This is a genomic window from Luteimonas campi (assembly GCF_051162505.1).
Lineage (GTDB): Bacteria > Pseudomonadota > Gammaproteobacteria > Xanthomonadales > Xanthomonadaceae > Luteimonas.
Genome location: NZ_JBNWEM010000004.1, coordinates 95,015 through 108,820, shown reverse-complemented (window position 1 = coordinate 108,820; position 13,806 = coordinate 95,015). Strand labels below are relative to the sequence as shown.

The window sequence follows — 13,806 nt, the reverse complement described above, 5'->3', positions numbered from 1 at the left end:
TAGAGTGGCGGCATCAGGCGCCATCGCGCCATTGGAGAACGAGATGAGCCACCGCGACGCAGTCTTTCCCGCCGGGCGCCACGCCCTCTACCAGCAGCACCGCTATTCGGCCGCGGTGCGCAGCAACGGCTTCCTGTTCGTGTCGGGACAGGTCGGCAGCCGCGACGACGGTACGCCCGAGCCGGGTTTCGAGGCCCAGGTGCGGCGCGCCTTCGCCAACCTCGAGGCCACCCTGCAGGCCGCGGGCGCGAGCTTCGACGACATCATCGAAGTCACCACCTTCCACACCGATCCGGAGCGCCAGTTCGACACCGTGCTGGCGGTCAAGGACGAGGTCTTTGCGCAGGCGCCCTACCCGGCCTGGACGGCGGTGGGCGTGAACTGGCTGGCAGGCTTCGACTTCGAGATCAAGGTCACCGCGCGCCTGCCCGACTGAGTCGGCACCGGCGCCGGCACGGTCAGACGCGGCGGCCCTCCGCGTCGACCACCGGCTCGCCATCCTCCTTGGCGAACGCGGCCTGCTGCGGGCGCGGCAGGATCCCGAGCACCTCCTCCGACGGCCTGCACAGGCGCGTGCCCAGCGGCGTGACCACGATCGGCCGGTTGATCAGCACCGGGTGGGCAGCCATCGCATCGAGCAGTTCCTCGTCCGTACGCCTGGCATCGTCCAGGCCCAGCTCGGCGCACAGCGGCTCCTTGGCGCGCAACAGGCCGCGCACGCCGACACCGGACGCCAGCGCGAGCTGCTGCAGCCGCTCGCGGCTGGGCGGCTGCTGCAGGTATTCGACGACGACAGGTTCCTCGCCGCTGTTGCGGATCATCGCCAGGGTGTTGCGCGAGGTGCCGCAGCGGGGGTTGTGATAGATGGTGATGTCGCTCATGCGCTTGTCTCCTGATGGATTGCCGCGTGGGGCGCAGGTGCCGGCACGGACGGGCCGGGCAGCTGGAACAGGTGCCGCGTGCGGTTGACGATCGCCACCAGCGACAGCATCACCGGCACCTCCACCAGCACGCCGACCACGGTGGCAAGTGCCGCGCCGGAATGCAGGCCGAACAGCGAGATCGCCACCGCCACTGCCAGTTCGAAGAAGTTCGAGGTGCCGATCAGGCAGGCCGGTCCGGCGATGTCGTGGCGCAGCTTCAGCGCGCGCGCCGCGACGAAGGTCACCAGGAAGATGCCGTAGGACTGCAGTACCAGCGGCACGGCGATCATGCCGATCACCAGCGGCTGCGCGAGGATGGTGCGTGCCTGGAAACCGAACAGCAGCACCACCGTCGCGACCAGGCCGACGATCGACCACGGCTTGAGCCGGGCGACGAATCCGTCCACGGCGTCTGGCGGGCGCCGCAACAGCACGTGGCGGGTCGCCACGCCCGCCAGCAGCGGCAGCACCACGTACAGCAGCGTGGACAGCAGCAGCGTGTGCCACGGCACGCTGACGTCGGTGACCCCCAGCAGGAAGGCCGCGATCGGCGCGTAGGCGACCACCATGACCAGGTCGTTCACCGACACCTGCACCAGGGTGTAGTTCGGGTCGCCCTTCACCAGCGCGCTCCACACGAACACCATCGCCGTGCACGGCGCCACGCCCAGCAGGATCATGCCCGCGATGTACTCGCTGGCCGACTGCGGATCCACCCAGGGCGCGAACACGTAGCGGAAGAACAGCACGCCCAGGGTGGCCATGGTGAACGGCTTGACCAGCCAGTTGACCACCAGGGTGAGCGCCAGGCCCCGCGGCTTGCGCCCTACGCCCTTCACCGCGGACCAGTCCACCTGGATCATCATCGGGTAGATCATCAGCCAGATCAGGACCGCGACCACCAGGTTCACGTGCGCGATCTCGAGCGCGGCGATCGACTCGAAGGCGTCGGGCACCAGCAGGCCCAGCCCGATCCCGGCGAGGATGCCGAGCGCGACCCAGACGCTGAGGAAGCGTTCGAACAGGCCCATCAGCGCACGCGCCCGCCGCGGCCGCGGCCGCCGCGCCCGCGACCAGGTGCGGCGGGATCCGGTGCCGGCATCGCCACCTTGCTCATCGGCCGTTCCTCAGTCGCACGTCGACACAACGCCACAGCAGGCCGGCGACGCCGCTGGAACAGCCGCCATCGCGGGCGCGGCCGGCGGCGGCGGCGGCGCGACCGGCGTCGAAGCCACCGCCCCCGATGCCGTGGCCAGCGTGCCGGCCGCCAGATCGCCCTTGCGTTCGCTGTAGCGACTGGTCAGGTAGTCGCTGCGCCCGCGCACCAGCAGGGTGAACTTGACCAGCTCCTCCATCACGTCGACCACGCGGTCGTAATACGCCGATGGCTTCATCCGGCCGTCCGCATCGAACTCCTGCCACGCCTTCGGCACCGACGACTGGTTGGGGATGGTCACCATGCGCATCCAGCGCCCCAGCACGCGCAGCGCGTTGACCACGTTGAACGACTGCGAGCCACCGCAGACCTGCATCACCGCCAGGGTGCGGCCCTGGGTCGGGCGCACGCCGCCCTCTTCCAGCGGCAGCCAGTCGATCTGGTTCTTGAACACGGCGGTGACCGCGCCATGCCGCTCCGGACTCACCCACACCTGGCCTTCGGACCACTGCGACAGCGCGCGCAGTTCCTGCACCTTCGGATGCGAGGGATCGACGCTGCCCTGCATCGGCAGATCGTGCGGATCGAACACGCGCGTGTCCGCGCCGAAGCGGCGCAGCAGGCGCTCGGCCTCCAGGGCCAACTTGCGGCTGTACGACTCCGGCCGCAGCGATCCGTACAGCAGCAGGATCCGCGGCGCATGCGCGGTGCCGACATCGAGCCGCTCGGACTCGATGTCCGCGATCGCCGCCGGCACCAGGTTGGGAAGTTCCGCCATGTCCATGCCGCTTGAGCCTCGCCAGATATTTCGACTATTCTAGAATCATGGAATTGATGGCGGCAACCGCTGCACTCTCGGCCCTGGGCAACCCGACCCGGCTGTCGATCTTCCGCCTGCTGGTCGAAGCGGGGCCGGCGGGACGGACGCCTGGCGACATCGCCACCGCGCTGGAGCTGCCAGGCGCGACCCTGTCCTTCCACCTCAAGGACCTGAGCCACGCGGGCCTGATCGCCGGCGAGGCGCAGGGGCGCCGCATCACCTATCGCGCGGATTTCGCCGCCATGAACGCGCTGGTGGAGTTCCTCACGCACAACTGCTGCGGCGGCGACCCGGGCGGTTGCGCGCCGCGGCGGCCGGCCGCCGAGGGGCACGGGAAACGCCGAAGGACCTGAGTCCGGCCCAGCCGCATCGCGCCCCGCCCCTGCGCCGTCGGCAGGCCACCGCAGCCGCGCCACGGGTCGCCGACTGCGCGCGACGTTCGCCGCCTAGAGGCCGCCGGTCACTTCCAGCACGCTGCCCGTGGCGTATGAGGCCTCGCCCGACAGCAGCCAGGCCACGGCAGCGGCGATCTCCCCGGGCTGCCCCGGCCTTCCCAGCGGAACGCGCCTGGCCACGCGCGCGGCCCGATCCGGCTCGCCGGCGCGTGCGTGGATGGTGGTATCGATGGTGCCCGGCGAGACCGCGTTGACCCGGATGCCGGCAGGCGCGAGTTCGCGGGCCAGGCCGCGCGTCAACGTCTCCAGCGCGGCCTTGGTGGCGGCGTAGGCCACGTATTCGCCGGGCGAACCGGTGCGCGCGGCGATCGAACCGATGTTGACGATGCTCCTGGCCGCGCCATCGGTCCAGCGCCGCGCGGCTTCCCGGCACAGGCGGATCGGCGCCAGCAGGTTCACCGCGACGAGCCGCTCGAGCGTCGCGTCCTCCAGCGCCTGGATCGGGCCGATGGGCCCGGTGATGCCCGCGTTGTTGACCAGGACGGTCGCACCGCCGAGCGTGTCGGCGGCATCGAAGATGAGCGCCGCCGCATCCGCCCGGGCGATATCGATCCGCAACGGCCGGCAGGCGTGCCCGTCCCGATCGAGCGACTGCCGCAATGCCTGCGCCTCGGCCTCGGAAGCGGAATGGGTGAACAGCACGGCGTAGCCGCCGCGATGCAGGCGCTCGACGATGCTGCGGCCGATGCCGCGGCTGCCTCCGGTGACGATGGCGACGGGCTGCTCCCGGGCCGCATTCATCACGACGCTCCGACCGGAAGGCCCTGCCCGGATGCGACCGACCCGACCTCCGGCGCCAGCTGCCGCTCCATGACCAAGTCGCAGCGCGCGTAGTGCGGATGCGGGCCTTCGTGCACCGGCACGAATCCGTGCTTGCGATACAGGTGCACCGCCGGCGCCAGCCGCGTATTGGTCAGCAGGTACACGCTGCCGGCACCCATCGATGCCGCCCGCTCCAGCGCGGTGGCGATCAGGATCGCGCCGCGGCCCTTGCCGCGCTCGGCCGACGCCACGGTCATGCGCGCCAGCTGGAAACGGTCCGCGCCTTCGCGGAACAGCGCGCAGCCGCCGACCACGCGGCCGCCGTCGCTCATGGTGATCAGCGCCCCGCCATCGCGCACGATGCGCATCGGATCGCGCGCCAGCGCGCGGTCGAAGTCCTCGAGCCGGAAACACTCGGAGATCCAGGCCTCGTTCAACCGGATGAAATCGGCGGCATGCGCCGCTTCGTCATGGTGGATGCGCATCGCCGACTCCTTCGGCAGCCCAGGCCACCGCTTCCTCGAGGCGGTCGTCGCCCCAGAACATTTCCCCGTCCGCCAGCAGCATCGGCGCGCCGAAGATGCCGCGCGCCAGCGCTTCGTCGGTGCGCGCGCGCAGCGCGGCCTTGTTGGCATCGGCCATGGCGGCGGCGAGCAGCTCGTCGGCCGGAAGCGCCAGTTCCGCCAGCAGCGCGCGCATGGCGTCCGCGTCGTCGATCTCGCGATCGTGGACGAAGTTGAGCCGCATCGCGCCGCGGCAGAAGGCCCCGATCCAGGGCTGTTCCACGCCCAGCGTCGCGATGCGCATCGGCAGCAGCGCGCGGCGCGGAAACACGCCGGGCCGCCGGAACGCGAGGCCGTGCAGCCGGCAGCGCCGCTCCATGTCGCGCCACACGTAGCGGCCCTTGGCCTCGTATGCGAACAGCGGCGAGTCCTCCCGCCCCATGGCCTTGAATACCGGCCCGAGCAGGAACGGGCGCCAGCGCAGCGCCACGCCACGGGCGGCGGTCAGGGCCTCCACCCGCATCACTGCCGGATAGCTGTAGTTGCTGGCGAAGTCGAACCAGCACTCCAGTACGCCGCGTGTCCTCATGCCATGCCCCTCACGTGCACAGTCCCGCGATCCATCCGGCGATCCACGGCGCCATGTCGCGCGGCGTCAGCCAGGCCTCGAAGCCCGCGGCGCAGGTCGCCAGGATCGCGATGCACGCGAGCCCGGCAGCCGCCACGCGACCGATCGTACGCCGCCTCATCCCGTGGCACCGGCCGGCAGGTGCACGACGCGGCGATCGTCGATGGGCCAATGCAGCGCTGCCGCGAGCAGCCCCAGCGCGACCGCGCCCAGCCAGATCGCATCGTAGGAGCCGGTGGCTTCGAACACGCGGCCACCCAGCCACACGCCCAGGAAGGAGCCGAGCTGGTGGCCCATGAACACGAATCCGAACAGCGTGGCCAGGTAGCGCATGCCGAACGCACGTGCCAGCACCCCGTTGGTCAGCGGCACCGTGCCGAGCCACAGCAGGCCCATCACCGCCGAGAACGCGTACACCCCGGCCATGCTGGCCGGGAACGCCACGAACAGCGCGATCGCCACGGCGCGCGTGGCGTAGATCGCGGCCAGCAGATGCGTCTGGCGCAGGCGTCCGCCCAGCACCCCACAGGCCCAGATGCCGACGATGTTGGCCAGGGCGATGGTGGCCAGCGCGGCCACGCCGGCCTGCGGCCCGAGGCCGCGATCGATCAGGTAAGCCGGCAGATGCGTGGCGATGAAGGCCAGCTGGAATCCGCAGGCGAGAAAGCCGGCGTTGAGCTGCCAGAAGCCGCGGTGCGACAGGGCGACGCGCAGGGCCTCCCGCAGCGATTGCCCCTCGACTGGCGGCCCGTCGCGCCTGCCCGCGCCGGGCTGCACGTCGCGAAGCGGCCTGGCCAGCGGCAACGCCGCGGCAAGCACCACGGCCAGCATCAGCAGCGCCGCCTGCCATCCCACCACGGCGATGAACTCCTGCGTGGCAGGAACCATCAGGAACTGGCCAAGCCCACCGATGGCCCCGGCCATGCCGATCGCCCATGGCCGGCGCGCCTCGGGCACCAGCCGGCCGACGGCGGCATAGATGACGCCGAAGGCAGTGCCCGACAGCGCGATCCCGATCAGCACCCCTGCGCAGAGCATGAAGGCGGCGGGCGTCGCCGCCATCGACATGCCCCACAGCCCCAGCGCGTAACACAGCAGGCCGGCTATCACCACGCGGATCGATCCGAAGCGGTCGGCGATCATTCCGGTCAGCGGCTGCACCAGCCCCCAGGTGAGGTTCTGCACGGCAAGCGCCAGCGCGAACAGCTCGCGCGACCAGCCATGCTCCAGCGTCACCGGCAACAGGAACAGCCCCTGCACATGGCGCGCGCCGAGCGCCAGGCCCATGACGATGCCGCCAGCCAGCACGATGGTCCACGGGCTTGCCGGCCGCGGCGACCGCGCAGCGGCGTGGAATGCATTGGTGGAATCCGACCCGCTGCTGCCCCGCATCTGTGTCTCGCATCGACCGGCCCTTTTGTGCACTATTCAGGCGAGCGCCTGCGCGCTCAAACGACTTTTCCGACTGGATGCATTCGCTGCAGGAATGCCAATGGACCTGCCAAGGCTGCCATCGCTGGACCTGTTGCGGGGCTTCGTCGCCGTCGGCCGGCGCATGAGCATCACCCTTGCCGCGCAGGACCTGTTCCTGACCCAGTCTGCGGTCAGCCGCCAGGTGCAGGCGCTTGAACAGCAGCTTGGCGTGCGTCTGCTCACGCGCGGCCATCGCGCGATCGGCCTCACGCCCGAGGGCGAGCGGCTGTTCCGCAGCGCCGACGCCGCCATTCGCCAGCTGCAGGAAGCCGCGGCCGACATCGCTGCACGTGGCGCGGTACGCACGGTCACCATCAGCACCACGATCGGCTTCACCGTGCTCTGGCTGATGCCACGGCTGGGCGGCTTCCAGTCGCGGCACCCGCAGCTGGACGTGCGCATCTCTGCGCACAACCAGGTGATGGACCTGCGCCATGGCGGCATCGATCTTGCGGTGCGCTACACCACCGCCGAGCAGGCGCCACCCGGCGCGACGCTGCTGTTCGAGGAAACCATTGTGCCCGTGGCGAGTCCGACACTGCGACTCGGACGCCTGCGCGGCGGGCGGATACCGGGCTCGATCACCCTGCTGGAGTTCGAGGAACGCTACCAGTGGCTGCGCTGGCAGCACTGGCTCGGCCCGAGCGACGACGATGCGCGTCCGCGGCGCGTGCTGCACTTCAACCAGTACGACCTGGTGATCCAGGCGGCCGTCGCCGGCCAGGGCGTGGCACTGGGGCGCCGTGAACTGATCCTGCCCTTGCTGCGCGACGGCCGGTTGATGGAGCTCGCCCCGCCCCGGCGCGGGTACGCGGCGGGCTACGGCTACTGGTTGCTGCAGGCCGGCACGCAGCCGCGTGCCGAGGTCGCGCAGGTGGCCGAGTGGATCCGCGGCGAAGCGGCGCTGCAGCGGAACGATCGGAAACAGACCGATGACTGAGTCACAGCCCGTTGCGCTGCATGCGCAACGCGTGGCCGAACGCACCACCGCCTCGCACTACCCCGCGCCCCATGCCGCGCGCATGCATGGGCGCGTCAAGCGCGCGCTCGGCGATGCCTTCGGGCTGGCCGGCTTCGGCGTCAACCTCACCACCCTGCTGCCGGGCGCGATGTCGGCACTGCGCCACCACCATTCGCGCCAGGACGAGTTCATCTACGTGCTCGAAGGCCATCCCGTACTGGTGACCGATGCGGGCCGAACCCAGCTTTCGCCGGGCATGTGCGCCGGCTTCCGCGCAGGCGACGGCAACGGCCACCACCTGCTCAATCCCAGCGCGGCCCCGGTGCTGTACCTGGAGGTGGGCGACCGCAGCGAGGGCGACGTGGTCGGCTATCCAGACGACGACCTCGTGGCCGTGCGCGACGGCGGGCGCTGGCGCTTCGCCCACCGTGACGGGACGCCGTGGTGACGACGGACAGCGCAACGGATCCGGCATTGCTGCACGACGAGGTCGCGCAGATCGCGGCACGCAGCGTGCTCTGCTGGCTGGCGACGGTGGACGGCGACGGACAGCCGAGCGTCTCCCCGAAGGAACTGTTCGCCATCGTCGATTCGAACCACATCGTCATCGCCAACATCGCCTCGCCCGCCAGCGCGCGCAACCTCCGCGAGCAGCCGCGGGTGTGCGTGAGCTTCATCGACGTGCTGGTCCAGAAGGGCTGGAAGGTCTTCGGTACGGCGCACGAAGTGCGGCCGGCCGATGAAGGCTTCGCGTCCTGGGCCGCGCCATTGCTGGATCGCGCCGGCACGCGCTTTCCCCTGCGCAGCGTCTTCGTGGTTCGCGCCACGGCGCTCCGGCGGATCCTCGCGCCGAGCTACCTGCTGTATCCGCACGAAACCACCGAGGCATCGCAGGTCGCGGCGGCGCGGGCAGCCTATCGCCTGCCTTAATGCGCAGGACCGCTTTCTCTCCCGGTTCATCCACGGCGCATTAGGGTCCCCGCAAGCCATCGCGGGAGACGACGACGATGAAACCTCTGCTGCTTGCAGGCGCGCTGATGCTGGCGATCCCGGGTGCGGCGATCGCCGATCCGCCCTGGAAACACGGCCACGACGGCCGCGGCAAACACCACGACGCCCGCCACCATTACGAAAAGGACCGGCGCAAGGCGGAACGCGAGTACTGGAAGGACAGGCGCAAGGCCGAGCGCGACTACCAGCGCGACCTGGCGCGTGCGGAACGTCGCTGGGCACGCGGCCAGTACCTGCCGCGCGGCTATCTGGCCGACACCTACTATGTGCGCGATTACGGGGCCTATGGCCTGGCCGCGCCGCCGCCCGGCTACACCTGGGTGCGGCCGGATCCGCGCGACGACAGCTACTACATGGTGCAGCTGGCGACAGGCCTGATCGAACAGATCTTCGGCCCCTAGCCTCGGCGAAGCACGCGCGGGAAGGCGGCCTCCGGGCCGCCTTTTCCGTGTGCGGCCCGCCGGGCGATGTGCGTCGGCGGCCTATACTGACCGCAGATGACGCGTTCCAGGCTTCTGTCCAGGCACATGCTGCTGCTCGCGCTCGCCGCGACGCTGCTGGCGGCGGCCGCGCCCGCGCTGAGCCGCTTCCTGGCGGCTGGGACCGGGCCGTCTTCCCGGCTGGTGGACATGTGCACCACCGCCGGACTGAAGCGGATGGCGGTCGATATCGCGCCGGACGTCGCACCGGATCCAGTGCCGGTCCTGCCGCAGCCGGGCGTCGACCCGGTCTGCGGCTACTGCGTCCTGCCACCGCCGCTGTCTCCGGTGCCAGCGCCGGCTGCCGCGCCGCAGGCCTGGCGCGCCCCGTCCCCAGTACCGCCCCGCACGCCTCCCGTACCCGGGACGTGGCGCAACGTCCGCGGGCTGGGCGCGCAGGGCCCGCCCATCGTCTCCTGACCCGGCGGGGCGCGTTCGCGCTCCGGCACCCGGGCGATGTTCTGGTCGGCAGCCAATGCGCCGCCCCTGTCACCGGCCCTGGGCTGGTGCCCCCTACCCGGTCCGCGGCGCTGCGCGGCGCGGCCGATGATCGATGGAGATGCCCATGACACACCCTGCAAGCTGGATGCTGGGAGCCGCGATGCTGGCCGCCCTGGCCGGATGCGGTAGCAAAGAACAGGCCGCCCCGGCCGCTCCCGCTGCGACGGCAGCGCACCAGCCCCACGCCGCCAGCGACCGGATGACGATCGACGCCGCCTGGTCGCGTGCGGTGCCGCCGAACGCACCGGTCGCCGCCGGCTACCTGACGCTGCACAACGGCAGCGGCGCCGACGACCGCCTGCTGGAGGTGCGCAGCGATGCCGCCGCCCGCGTCGAGATCCACGAGGTGCGCCACGAGGACGGCATGGCGCGCATGCGCCAGCTGGTGGATGGCCTCGCGGTGGCGGCCGGCGCGACGGTCGAACTGCGGCCGGGCGGTTACCACCTGATGTTCATCACGCCAGGCGAGGGTTTCGTGGCCGGCCAGCGGATCGCGGCCACGCTGGTGTTCGCGCAGGCCGGCGAGATCGCGACCGAGTTCGAGGTGCGTGCGCTCGGATCGACCGGCGACGAGCCGACGCACGGGCATCACTGACCGCGGCCGACGCGGGCCGCGGGCGGCCCACCGCCCGCGCTCGCGCCTGCGGCCCGCAAGCGTCGGCGCGCTCGCGGGCCGCTGGACTCAGCGCAGGGGCGCCGGATCGACCACCGGCCAGCCGTCGCCGTCCCACTGCATCGGCAGCAGCTTGAGCTTGGGCAGTCCGCCGTCTTCGGCGTCGTAGGCGTGGAAGACGAGGTAGTCGCGGCCGTCGAAACTGTAGGCGCTGTTGTGTCCGGGACCGGGCCAGCGCGGCGTGCCGCGCAGCACCTCGGTGGCGCCGCCCTGGTCCATGCGCTTGCCATCGCGGTCGAGGTAGGGACCGATGAGCGTGGGCGAGCGCCCGACCATGATGCGGTAGTCGCTTTTCGCGCCGCGACAGCAGTGGTCGTAGGACACGAACAGGTAGTACCAGCCATCCCTGCGGAACACGAACGGCGCCTCGATCGCCCCGGGTTCGGGCTCGGCGTCGTCGACCAGGATCGAGCGGGCGCGCTTGGCCAGCGTATGCCAGACCTGCGGCTCGGCCGGACGCAGCCGGTCCTGGCGCAGCTGCACCAGCTTCAGCCCGCCCCAGAACGAGCCGAAGGCCAGCCAGGGCGTGCCGTCGTCGTCCTCGACCAGGTGCGCGTCGATGGCGTTCCACATGTCCCGGTGCGGCACCGAGCGCAGCACGATGCCGTGGTCGACCCATTCGAACGCGGGGTCGGCTGGGTCGAGCGTGGTGTTGGTGGCCACGCCAATGGCCGAGGTGTTCTTGCCGCCGCTGGAGATCGAGTAGTACAGGTACCAGGTGCCGTCGTGCTGTGAGATATCCGGCGCCCAGATGTGGCCGTTGAACTTGGGCACGATGTCGTAGGCCCAGGGGGGGATGTCGGCGAATACCTGCGGCTCGGCCTTCCAGGTTTCCAGGTTTTTCGAGCTGTACACCGTGATGCCCGGGCCGGTGACGAAGGCGTACCAGGTGTCGCCCTCGCGCGCCAGCACCGGGTCGTGCGCCAGCACGTCGGCCCAGTAGCCCTCGCGTGGCGCGGCCACCGGCGGGCTTTCCATCATGTCGTCGTTGTTGGGGCGCGCCTCCTGCGCGCACGCCGGCAGCGCGAGCAGCCCGACCAGCAGCGCAACCACCGCACGCAGCACGCTCATGCGTTGGCCCCCGGGATCTCCACCTCGCGCAGCGGTCGCCCGAACACCGGCATGCCCTCGGCGTCCCACTCCAGCGGCTGGATGCAGGTGTGGCGGTCTGGGTTCCATAGCGGGTCGCCCTCGATCTTGGTGTAGTTGCGCGCGTGGTAGACCAGCAGGTCGGTGACGCCGTCCGGCGCGACCGTGAAGCTGTTGTGGCCCGGGCCGAACACCTCGCGCGCGGCATCGGACACGAACACCGGCGCTTCGGACTTGTGCCAGCTGGACGGGTCGAGCAGATCGGCCTGCGCATCGGCCCACAGCAGACCCATGGCGTAGCGCTCGTCGGTGGCGCTGGCTGAATAGGTGACGAACACGCGGCCGTGGCGGATCAGCACCGACGGTCCCTCGTTGACCAGGAAGCCCTGCACTTCCCAGTCGAACTCGGGCCTGGTGAGCATCACCGGCTCGCCCTCGATGTACAGGCCATCGCGCAGCGGCGCCAGGTAGAGGTTGGAGTTGCCCGGGATGTCGGGGTGCTTCTGCGCCCACAGGTAGTACTGCACGCCGCGGTGCGCGAAGCTGGTGGCGTCCAGGCAGAACGCATCGATGCCGCTGTCGACCTGGCCCGCAAGCTCCCACTCGCCCTGCATCGGATCGGCGGCGCGGCAGCGCAGTGCGTACATGCGGTGCTGGAACAGGTCGTCCCTGATCTCGCGCGAGGGCGCGACGGCGAAATAGACGAACCAGGTACCGTCGATGCGGTGCAGCTCGGGCGCCCATACCAGCGAGCACGTCGGCCCTTCCGCCGGCGCGGTCCACAGCGTGCGCTCCCCGGCGTCGACCAGCCCCGCCAGGGTCGGCGAACGGCGCAGGACGATGCGGTCGTATTCGGGCACCGAGGCGGTGAAGTGGTACTGGCCGTCATGCAGCGAGATATGCGGGTCGGCGCGGTTGAGGATGAAGGGGTTGCTGATCTTCATGGAATGTCCTGCTGCTGGCCTACGCGGCGGGCGCGTCGACCAGGATCTTCTGCTTGATCTGCGCGTAGTAGCCGTCGGTGATGCGGTAGAAGAACATCACGCCGCCCATCAGCGCATGGAACAGGCCGGGAATGATGGTGAGCATCAGGGCGATGCCGTTGAGCGACTGCGGGCTCTGCGCCTGGTCTGCCACGTAGCCGAACCACGCCAGCAGCATGCCCACGATCGCGCCGGCCACGCCCATGCCGGCCTTCTGGCAGAACGAGATGCCGCCCATGGCCAGCCCGGCGACGCGCCGGCCGCTCTTGGCGTGGCCGTAGTCCACCGCTTCGACGATCGCCGACCAGAACACCGGCGCATGCAGGTCGACCACGAAGCAGATCAGGAAATACAGCACGAAGGCCAGCGCCACGTCGCCCGGCTGCACCAGGAAGTACATGGCCACGCTCAGCACGCCGACGGCCAGCTGCGACCAGCGGAACATCGCCACCTTGCACCAGCGCTTGGTGATCCAGGTGGACGCCACCATCGCCAGGATCGCGGCACCCACGCCCGTGGCGAGAAAGGCCGAGAGCAGTGCCGCGTCGCCGCCCAGGTAGTACTTGGCGTAATAGGCCGCCACCGAGCCGCGCACCACGTAGCCGATCGTGCCGATCACGCAGACTGCGCACAGCAGCAGCCACTGGTCGTTGCGCAGCAGCAGCCGCGCCTGCTGCGCCAACGGGGTGCGGTCGACCTGGTGGCGGATGCGCTCGGTGGTGGTGAAGAAGCAGAACAGGAACAGCAGCGTCGCCATCAGCCCCATCAGCCCCATCGCCCAGCGGTAGCCTTCGGCGAGGTTGCCGCGGCCCCAGGACTCGGCCAGCACCGGCACGGCGATGGTCACCAGGAACGCGGCCACCTTGGCGAAGAACAGCCGGTAGCCGTTGGCCGACAGCCGCTCCTTCGGATCGGCGGTGAGCACGCCGATCAGCGAGATGTAGGGAATGGTGACGATGGTGAAGAACAGCGTGACCAGCAGGTAGGTCGCATACGCCCAGGCCAGCTTGGCGCCGTAGTCCGCATCCGGCGTGGTGAATACCAGGAACACCGAGATGCCGAACGGCACGGCGAACACCAGGAAGTACGGACGGTAGCGGCCCCAGCGCGTCTCGACCCGATCGGTCACCAGGCCCATCAGCGGATCGGTGACCGCATCGAACATGCGCACCACGATCAGCAGCAGCGCGACATCGGTGGGCCTGAGTCCGAACACGTCGGTGTAGAAGAAGGTGATGATCAGCATCATCGAGGAGATGACGACGTTCACCGCCATGTCGCCGGCGCCGAAGCCGACCTTCTCGAGTACCGACAGCTTCTGGTCCTGCATCGCCCCTCCGCGAATGCGTGATCCTGCCCGCGGCTGCGGCGCAGCCGGCGGGGCGTGCC

19 protein-coding genes are annotated in these 13,806 nt (G+C 70.3%); 8 read left to right on the top strand and 11 right to left on the bottom strand.

From position 1 onward, the window contains the following. The first annotated feature begins 43 nt into the window (after positions 1 to 43). Positions 44 to 436 (top strand): RidA family protein, encoded by a 393-nt coding sequence (locus ACQYVW_RS13095; RefSeq protein WP_434947301.1) that lies wholly within the window; start codon positions 44 to 46, stop codon positions 434 to 436. A gap of 22 nt (positions 437 to 458) precedes the next feature. Here the strand turns inward: ACQYVW_RS13095 and arsC are convergent, their stop codons facing one another. The 3 genes from arsC to arsH all read right to left on the bottom strand — a co-directional run bounded on the left by arsC (position 459) and on the right by arsH (position 2,857). Next, complete coding sequence (gene arsC, locus ACQYVW_RS13090) at positions 459 to 881, bottom strand: arsenate reductase (glutaredoxin) (protein WP_434947300.1); 423 nt, start codon at positions 879 to 881, stop codon at positions 459 to 461. Next, entirely contained in the window at positions 878 to 1,954 is a 1,077-nt protein-coding gene (gene arsB / locus ACQYVW_RS13085) for an ACR3 family arsenite efflux transporter (protein WP_434947299.1), read from the bottom strand. The genes arsC and arsB overlap by 4 nt, the downstream gene beginning before the upstream one ends. 96 nt (positions 1,955 to 2,050) lie before the next feature. After that, positions 2,051 to 2,857, bottom strand: coding sequence for an arsenical resistance protein ArsH (arsH, locus tag ACQYVW_RS13080; protein ID WP_434947298.1), 807 nt, complete (start codon positions 2,855 to 2,857; stop codon positions 2,051 to 2,053). Between the two features lie 47 nt (positions 2,858 to 2,904). Between arsH and ACQYVW_RS13075 the strand changes: the two genes are divergently transcribed. Then, a complete protein-coding gene (locus ACQYVW_RS13075) occupies positions 2,905 to 3,252 on the top strand; it encodes an ArsR/SmtB family transcription factor (RefSeq protein ID WP_434947417.1) in 348 nt (115 codons plus the stop codon). Positions 3,253 to 3,345: 93 nt separating this feature from the next. Here the strand turns inward: ACQYVW_RS13075 and ACQYVW_RS13070 are convergent, their stop codons facing one another. The 5 genes from ACQYVW_RS13070 to ACQYVW_RS13050 are packed head-to-tail and all read right to left on the bottom strand — an operon-like array spanning position 3,346 to position 6,555. Continuing rightward, positions 3,346 to 4,095, bottom strand: a complete 750-nt coding sequence (locus tag ACQYVW_RS13070; RefSeq protein WP_434947297.1) for an SDR family NAD(P)-dependent oxidoreductase — start codon at positions 4,093 to 4,095, stop codon at positions 3,346 to 3,348. Beyond that, positions 4,095 to 4,601 (bottom strand): GNAT family N-acetyltransferase, encoded by a 507-nt coding sequence (locus tag ACQYVW_RS13065; protein WP_434947296.1) that lies wholly within the window; start codon positions 4,599 to 4,601, stop codon positions 4,095 to 4,097. Before ACQYVW_RS13065 ends, ACQYVW_RS13070 begins: the two co-directional genes overlap by 1 nt. Continuing rightward, positions 4,585 to 5,208, bottom strand: a complete 624-nt coding sequence (locus tag ACQYVW_RS13060; protein WP_434947295.1) for a 2-hydroxychromene-2-carboxylate isomerase — start codon at positions 5,206 to 5,208, stop codon at positions 4,585 to 4,587. The genes ACQYVW_RS13065 and ACQYVW_RS13060 overlap by 17 nt, the downstream gene beginning before the upstream one ends. 10 nt (positions 5,209 to 5,218) lie before the next feature. Continuing rightward, positions 5,219 to 5,368, bottom strand: coding sequence for a hypothetical protein (locus ACQYVW_RS13055; RefSeq protein WP_434947294.1), 150 nt, complete (start codon positions 5,366 to 5,368; stop codon positions 5,219 to 5,221). Then, positions 5,365 to 6,555, bottom strand: a complete 1,191-nt coding sequence (locus tag ACQYVW_RS13050; RefSeq protein WP_434947293.1) for an MFS transporter — start codon at positions 6,553 to 6,555, stop codon at positions 5,365 to 5,367. The genes ACQYVW_RS13055 and ACQYVW_RS13050 overlap by 4 nt, the downstream gene beginning before the upstream one ends. A 184-nt stretch (positions 6,556 to 6,739) precedes the next feature. On the opposite strand from ACQYVW_RS13050, the gene ACQYVW_RS13045 reads away from it, so the two are divergent. The 6 genes from ACQYVW_RS13045 to ACQYVW_RS13020 all read left to right on the top strand — a co-directional run bounded on the left by ACQYVW_RS13045 (position 6,740) and on the right by ACQYVW_RS13020 (position 10,267). Beyond that, a complete protein-coding gene (locus ACQYVW_RS13045) occupies positions 6,740 to 7,660 on the top strand; it encodes a LysR substrate-binding domain-containing protein (RefSeq protein ID WP_434947292.1) in 921 nt (306 codons plus the stop codon). Then, positions 7,653 to 8,129, top strand: a complete 477-nt coding sequence (locus tag ACQYVW_RS13040; protein WP_434947291.1) for a cupin domain-containing protein — start codon at positions 7,653 to 7,655, stop codon at positions 8,127 to 8,129. The genes ACQYVW_RS13045 and ACQYVW_RS13040 overlap by 8 nt, the downstream gene beginning before the upstream one ends. Then, positions 8,126 to 8,611 carry a pyridoxamine 5'-phosphate oxidase family protein gene (locus tag ACQYVW_RS13035; RefSeq protein ID WP_434947290.1) on the top strand — a complete coding sequence of 162 codons (486 nt, stop codon included), beginning with the start codon at positions 8,126 to 8,128 and terminating at the stop codon, positions 8,609 to 8,611. The genes ACQYVW_RS13040 and ACQYVW_RS13035 overlap by 4 nt, the downstream gene beginning before the upstream one ends. A gap of 77 nt (positions 8,612 to 8,688) precedes the next feature. Beyond that, positions 8,689 to 9,093 (top strand): RcnB family protein, encoded by a 405-nt coding sequence (locus ACQYVW_RS13030; RefSeq protein WP_434936249.1) that lies wholly within the window; start codon positions 8,689 to 8,691, stop codon positions 9,091 to 9,093. A 126-nt stretch (positions 9,094 to 9,219) separates the two neighbouring features. After that, positions 9,220 to 9,591 carry a DUF2946 family protein gene (locus ACQYVW_RS13025; RefSeq protein ID WP_434936251.1) on the top strand — a complete coding sequence of 124 codons (372 nt, stop codon included), beginning with the start codon at positions 9,220 to 9,222 and terminating at the stop codon, positions 9,589 to 9,591. 145 nt (positions 9,592 to 9,736) lie between these two features. Then, a complete protein-coding gene (locus tag ACQYVW_RS13020; RefSeq protein WP_434936253.1) occupies positions 9,737 to 10,267 on the top strand; it encodes a copper chaperone PCu(A)C in 531 nt (176 codons plus the stop codon). A gap of 87 nt (positions 10,268 to 10,354) precedes the next feature. Here ACQYVW_RS13020 and ACQYVW_RS13015 read toward each other — a convergent pair whose 3' ends face one another. From ACQYVW_RS13015 to ACQYVW_RS13005, 3 genes are read right to left on the bottom strand one after another with little or no spacing between them, the layout of a single operon-like run. Beyond that, complete coding sequence (locus ACQYVW_RS13015; RefSeq protein ID WP_434947289.1) at positions 10,355 to 11,416, bottom strand: arabinan endo-1,5-alpha-L-arabinosidase; 1,062 nt, start codon at positions 11,414 to 11,416, stop codon at positions 10,355 to 10,357. Then, positions 11,413 to 12,378, bottom strand: coding sequence for a glycoside hydrolase family 43 protein (locus ACQYVW_RS13010; RefSeq protein ID WP_434947288.1), 966 nt, complete (start codon positions 12,376 to 12,378; stop codon positions 11,413 to 11,415). Before ACQYVW_RS13010 ends, ACQYVW_RS13015 begins: the two co-directional genes overlap by 4 nt. Positions 12,379 to 12,397: 19 nt before the next feature. After that, positions 12,398 to 13,747 (bottom strand): MFS transporter, encoded by a 1,350-nt coding sequence (locus tag ACQYVW_RS13005; RefSeq protein WP_434947287.1) that lies wholly within the window; start codon positions 13,745 to 13,747, stop codon positions 12,398 to 12,400. Between the last annotated feature and the right edge of the window lie 59 nt (positions 13,748 to 13,806).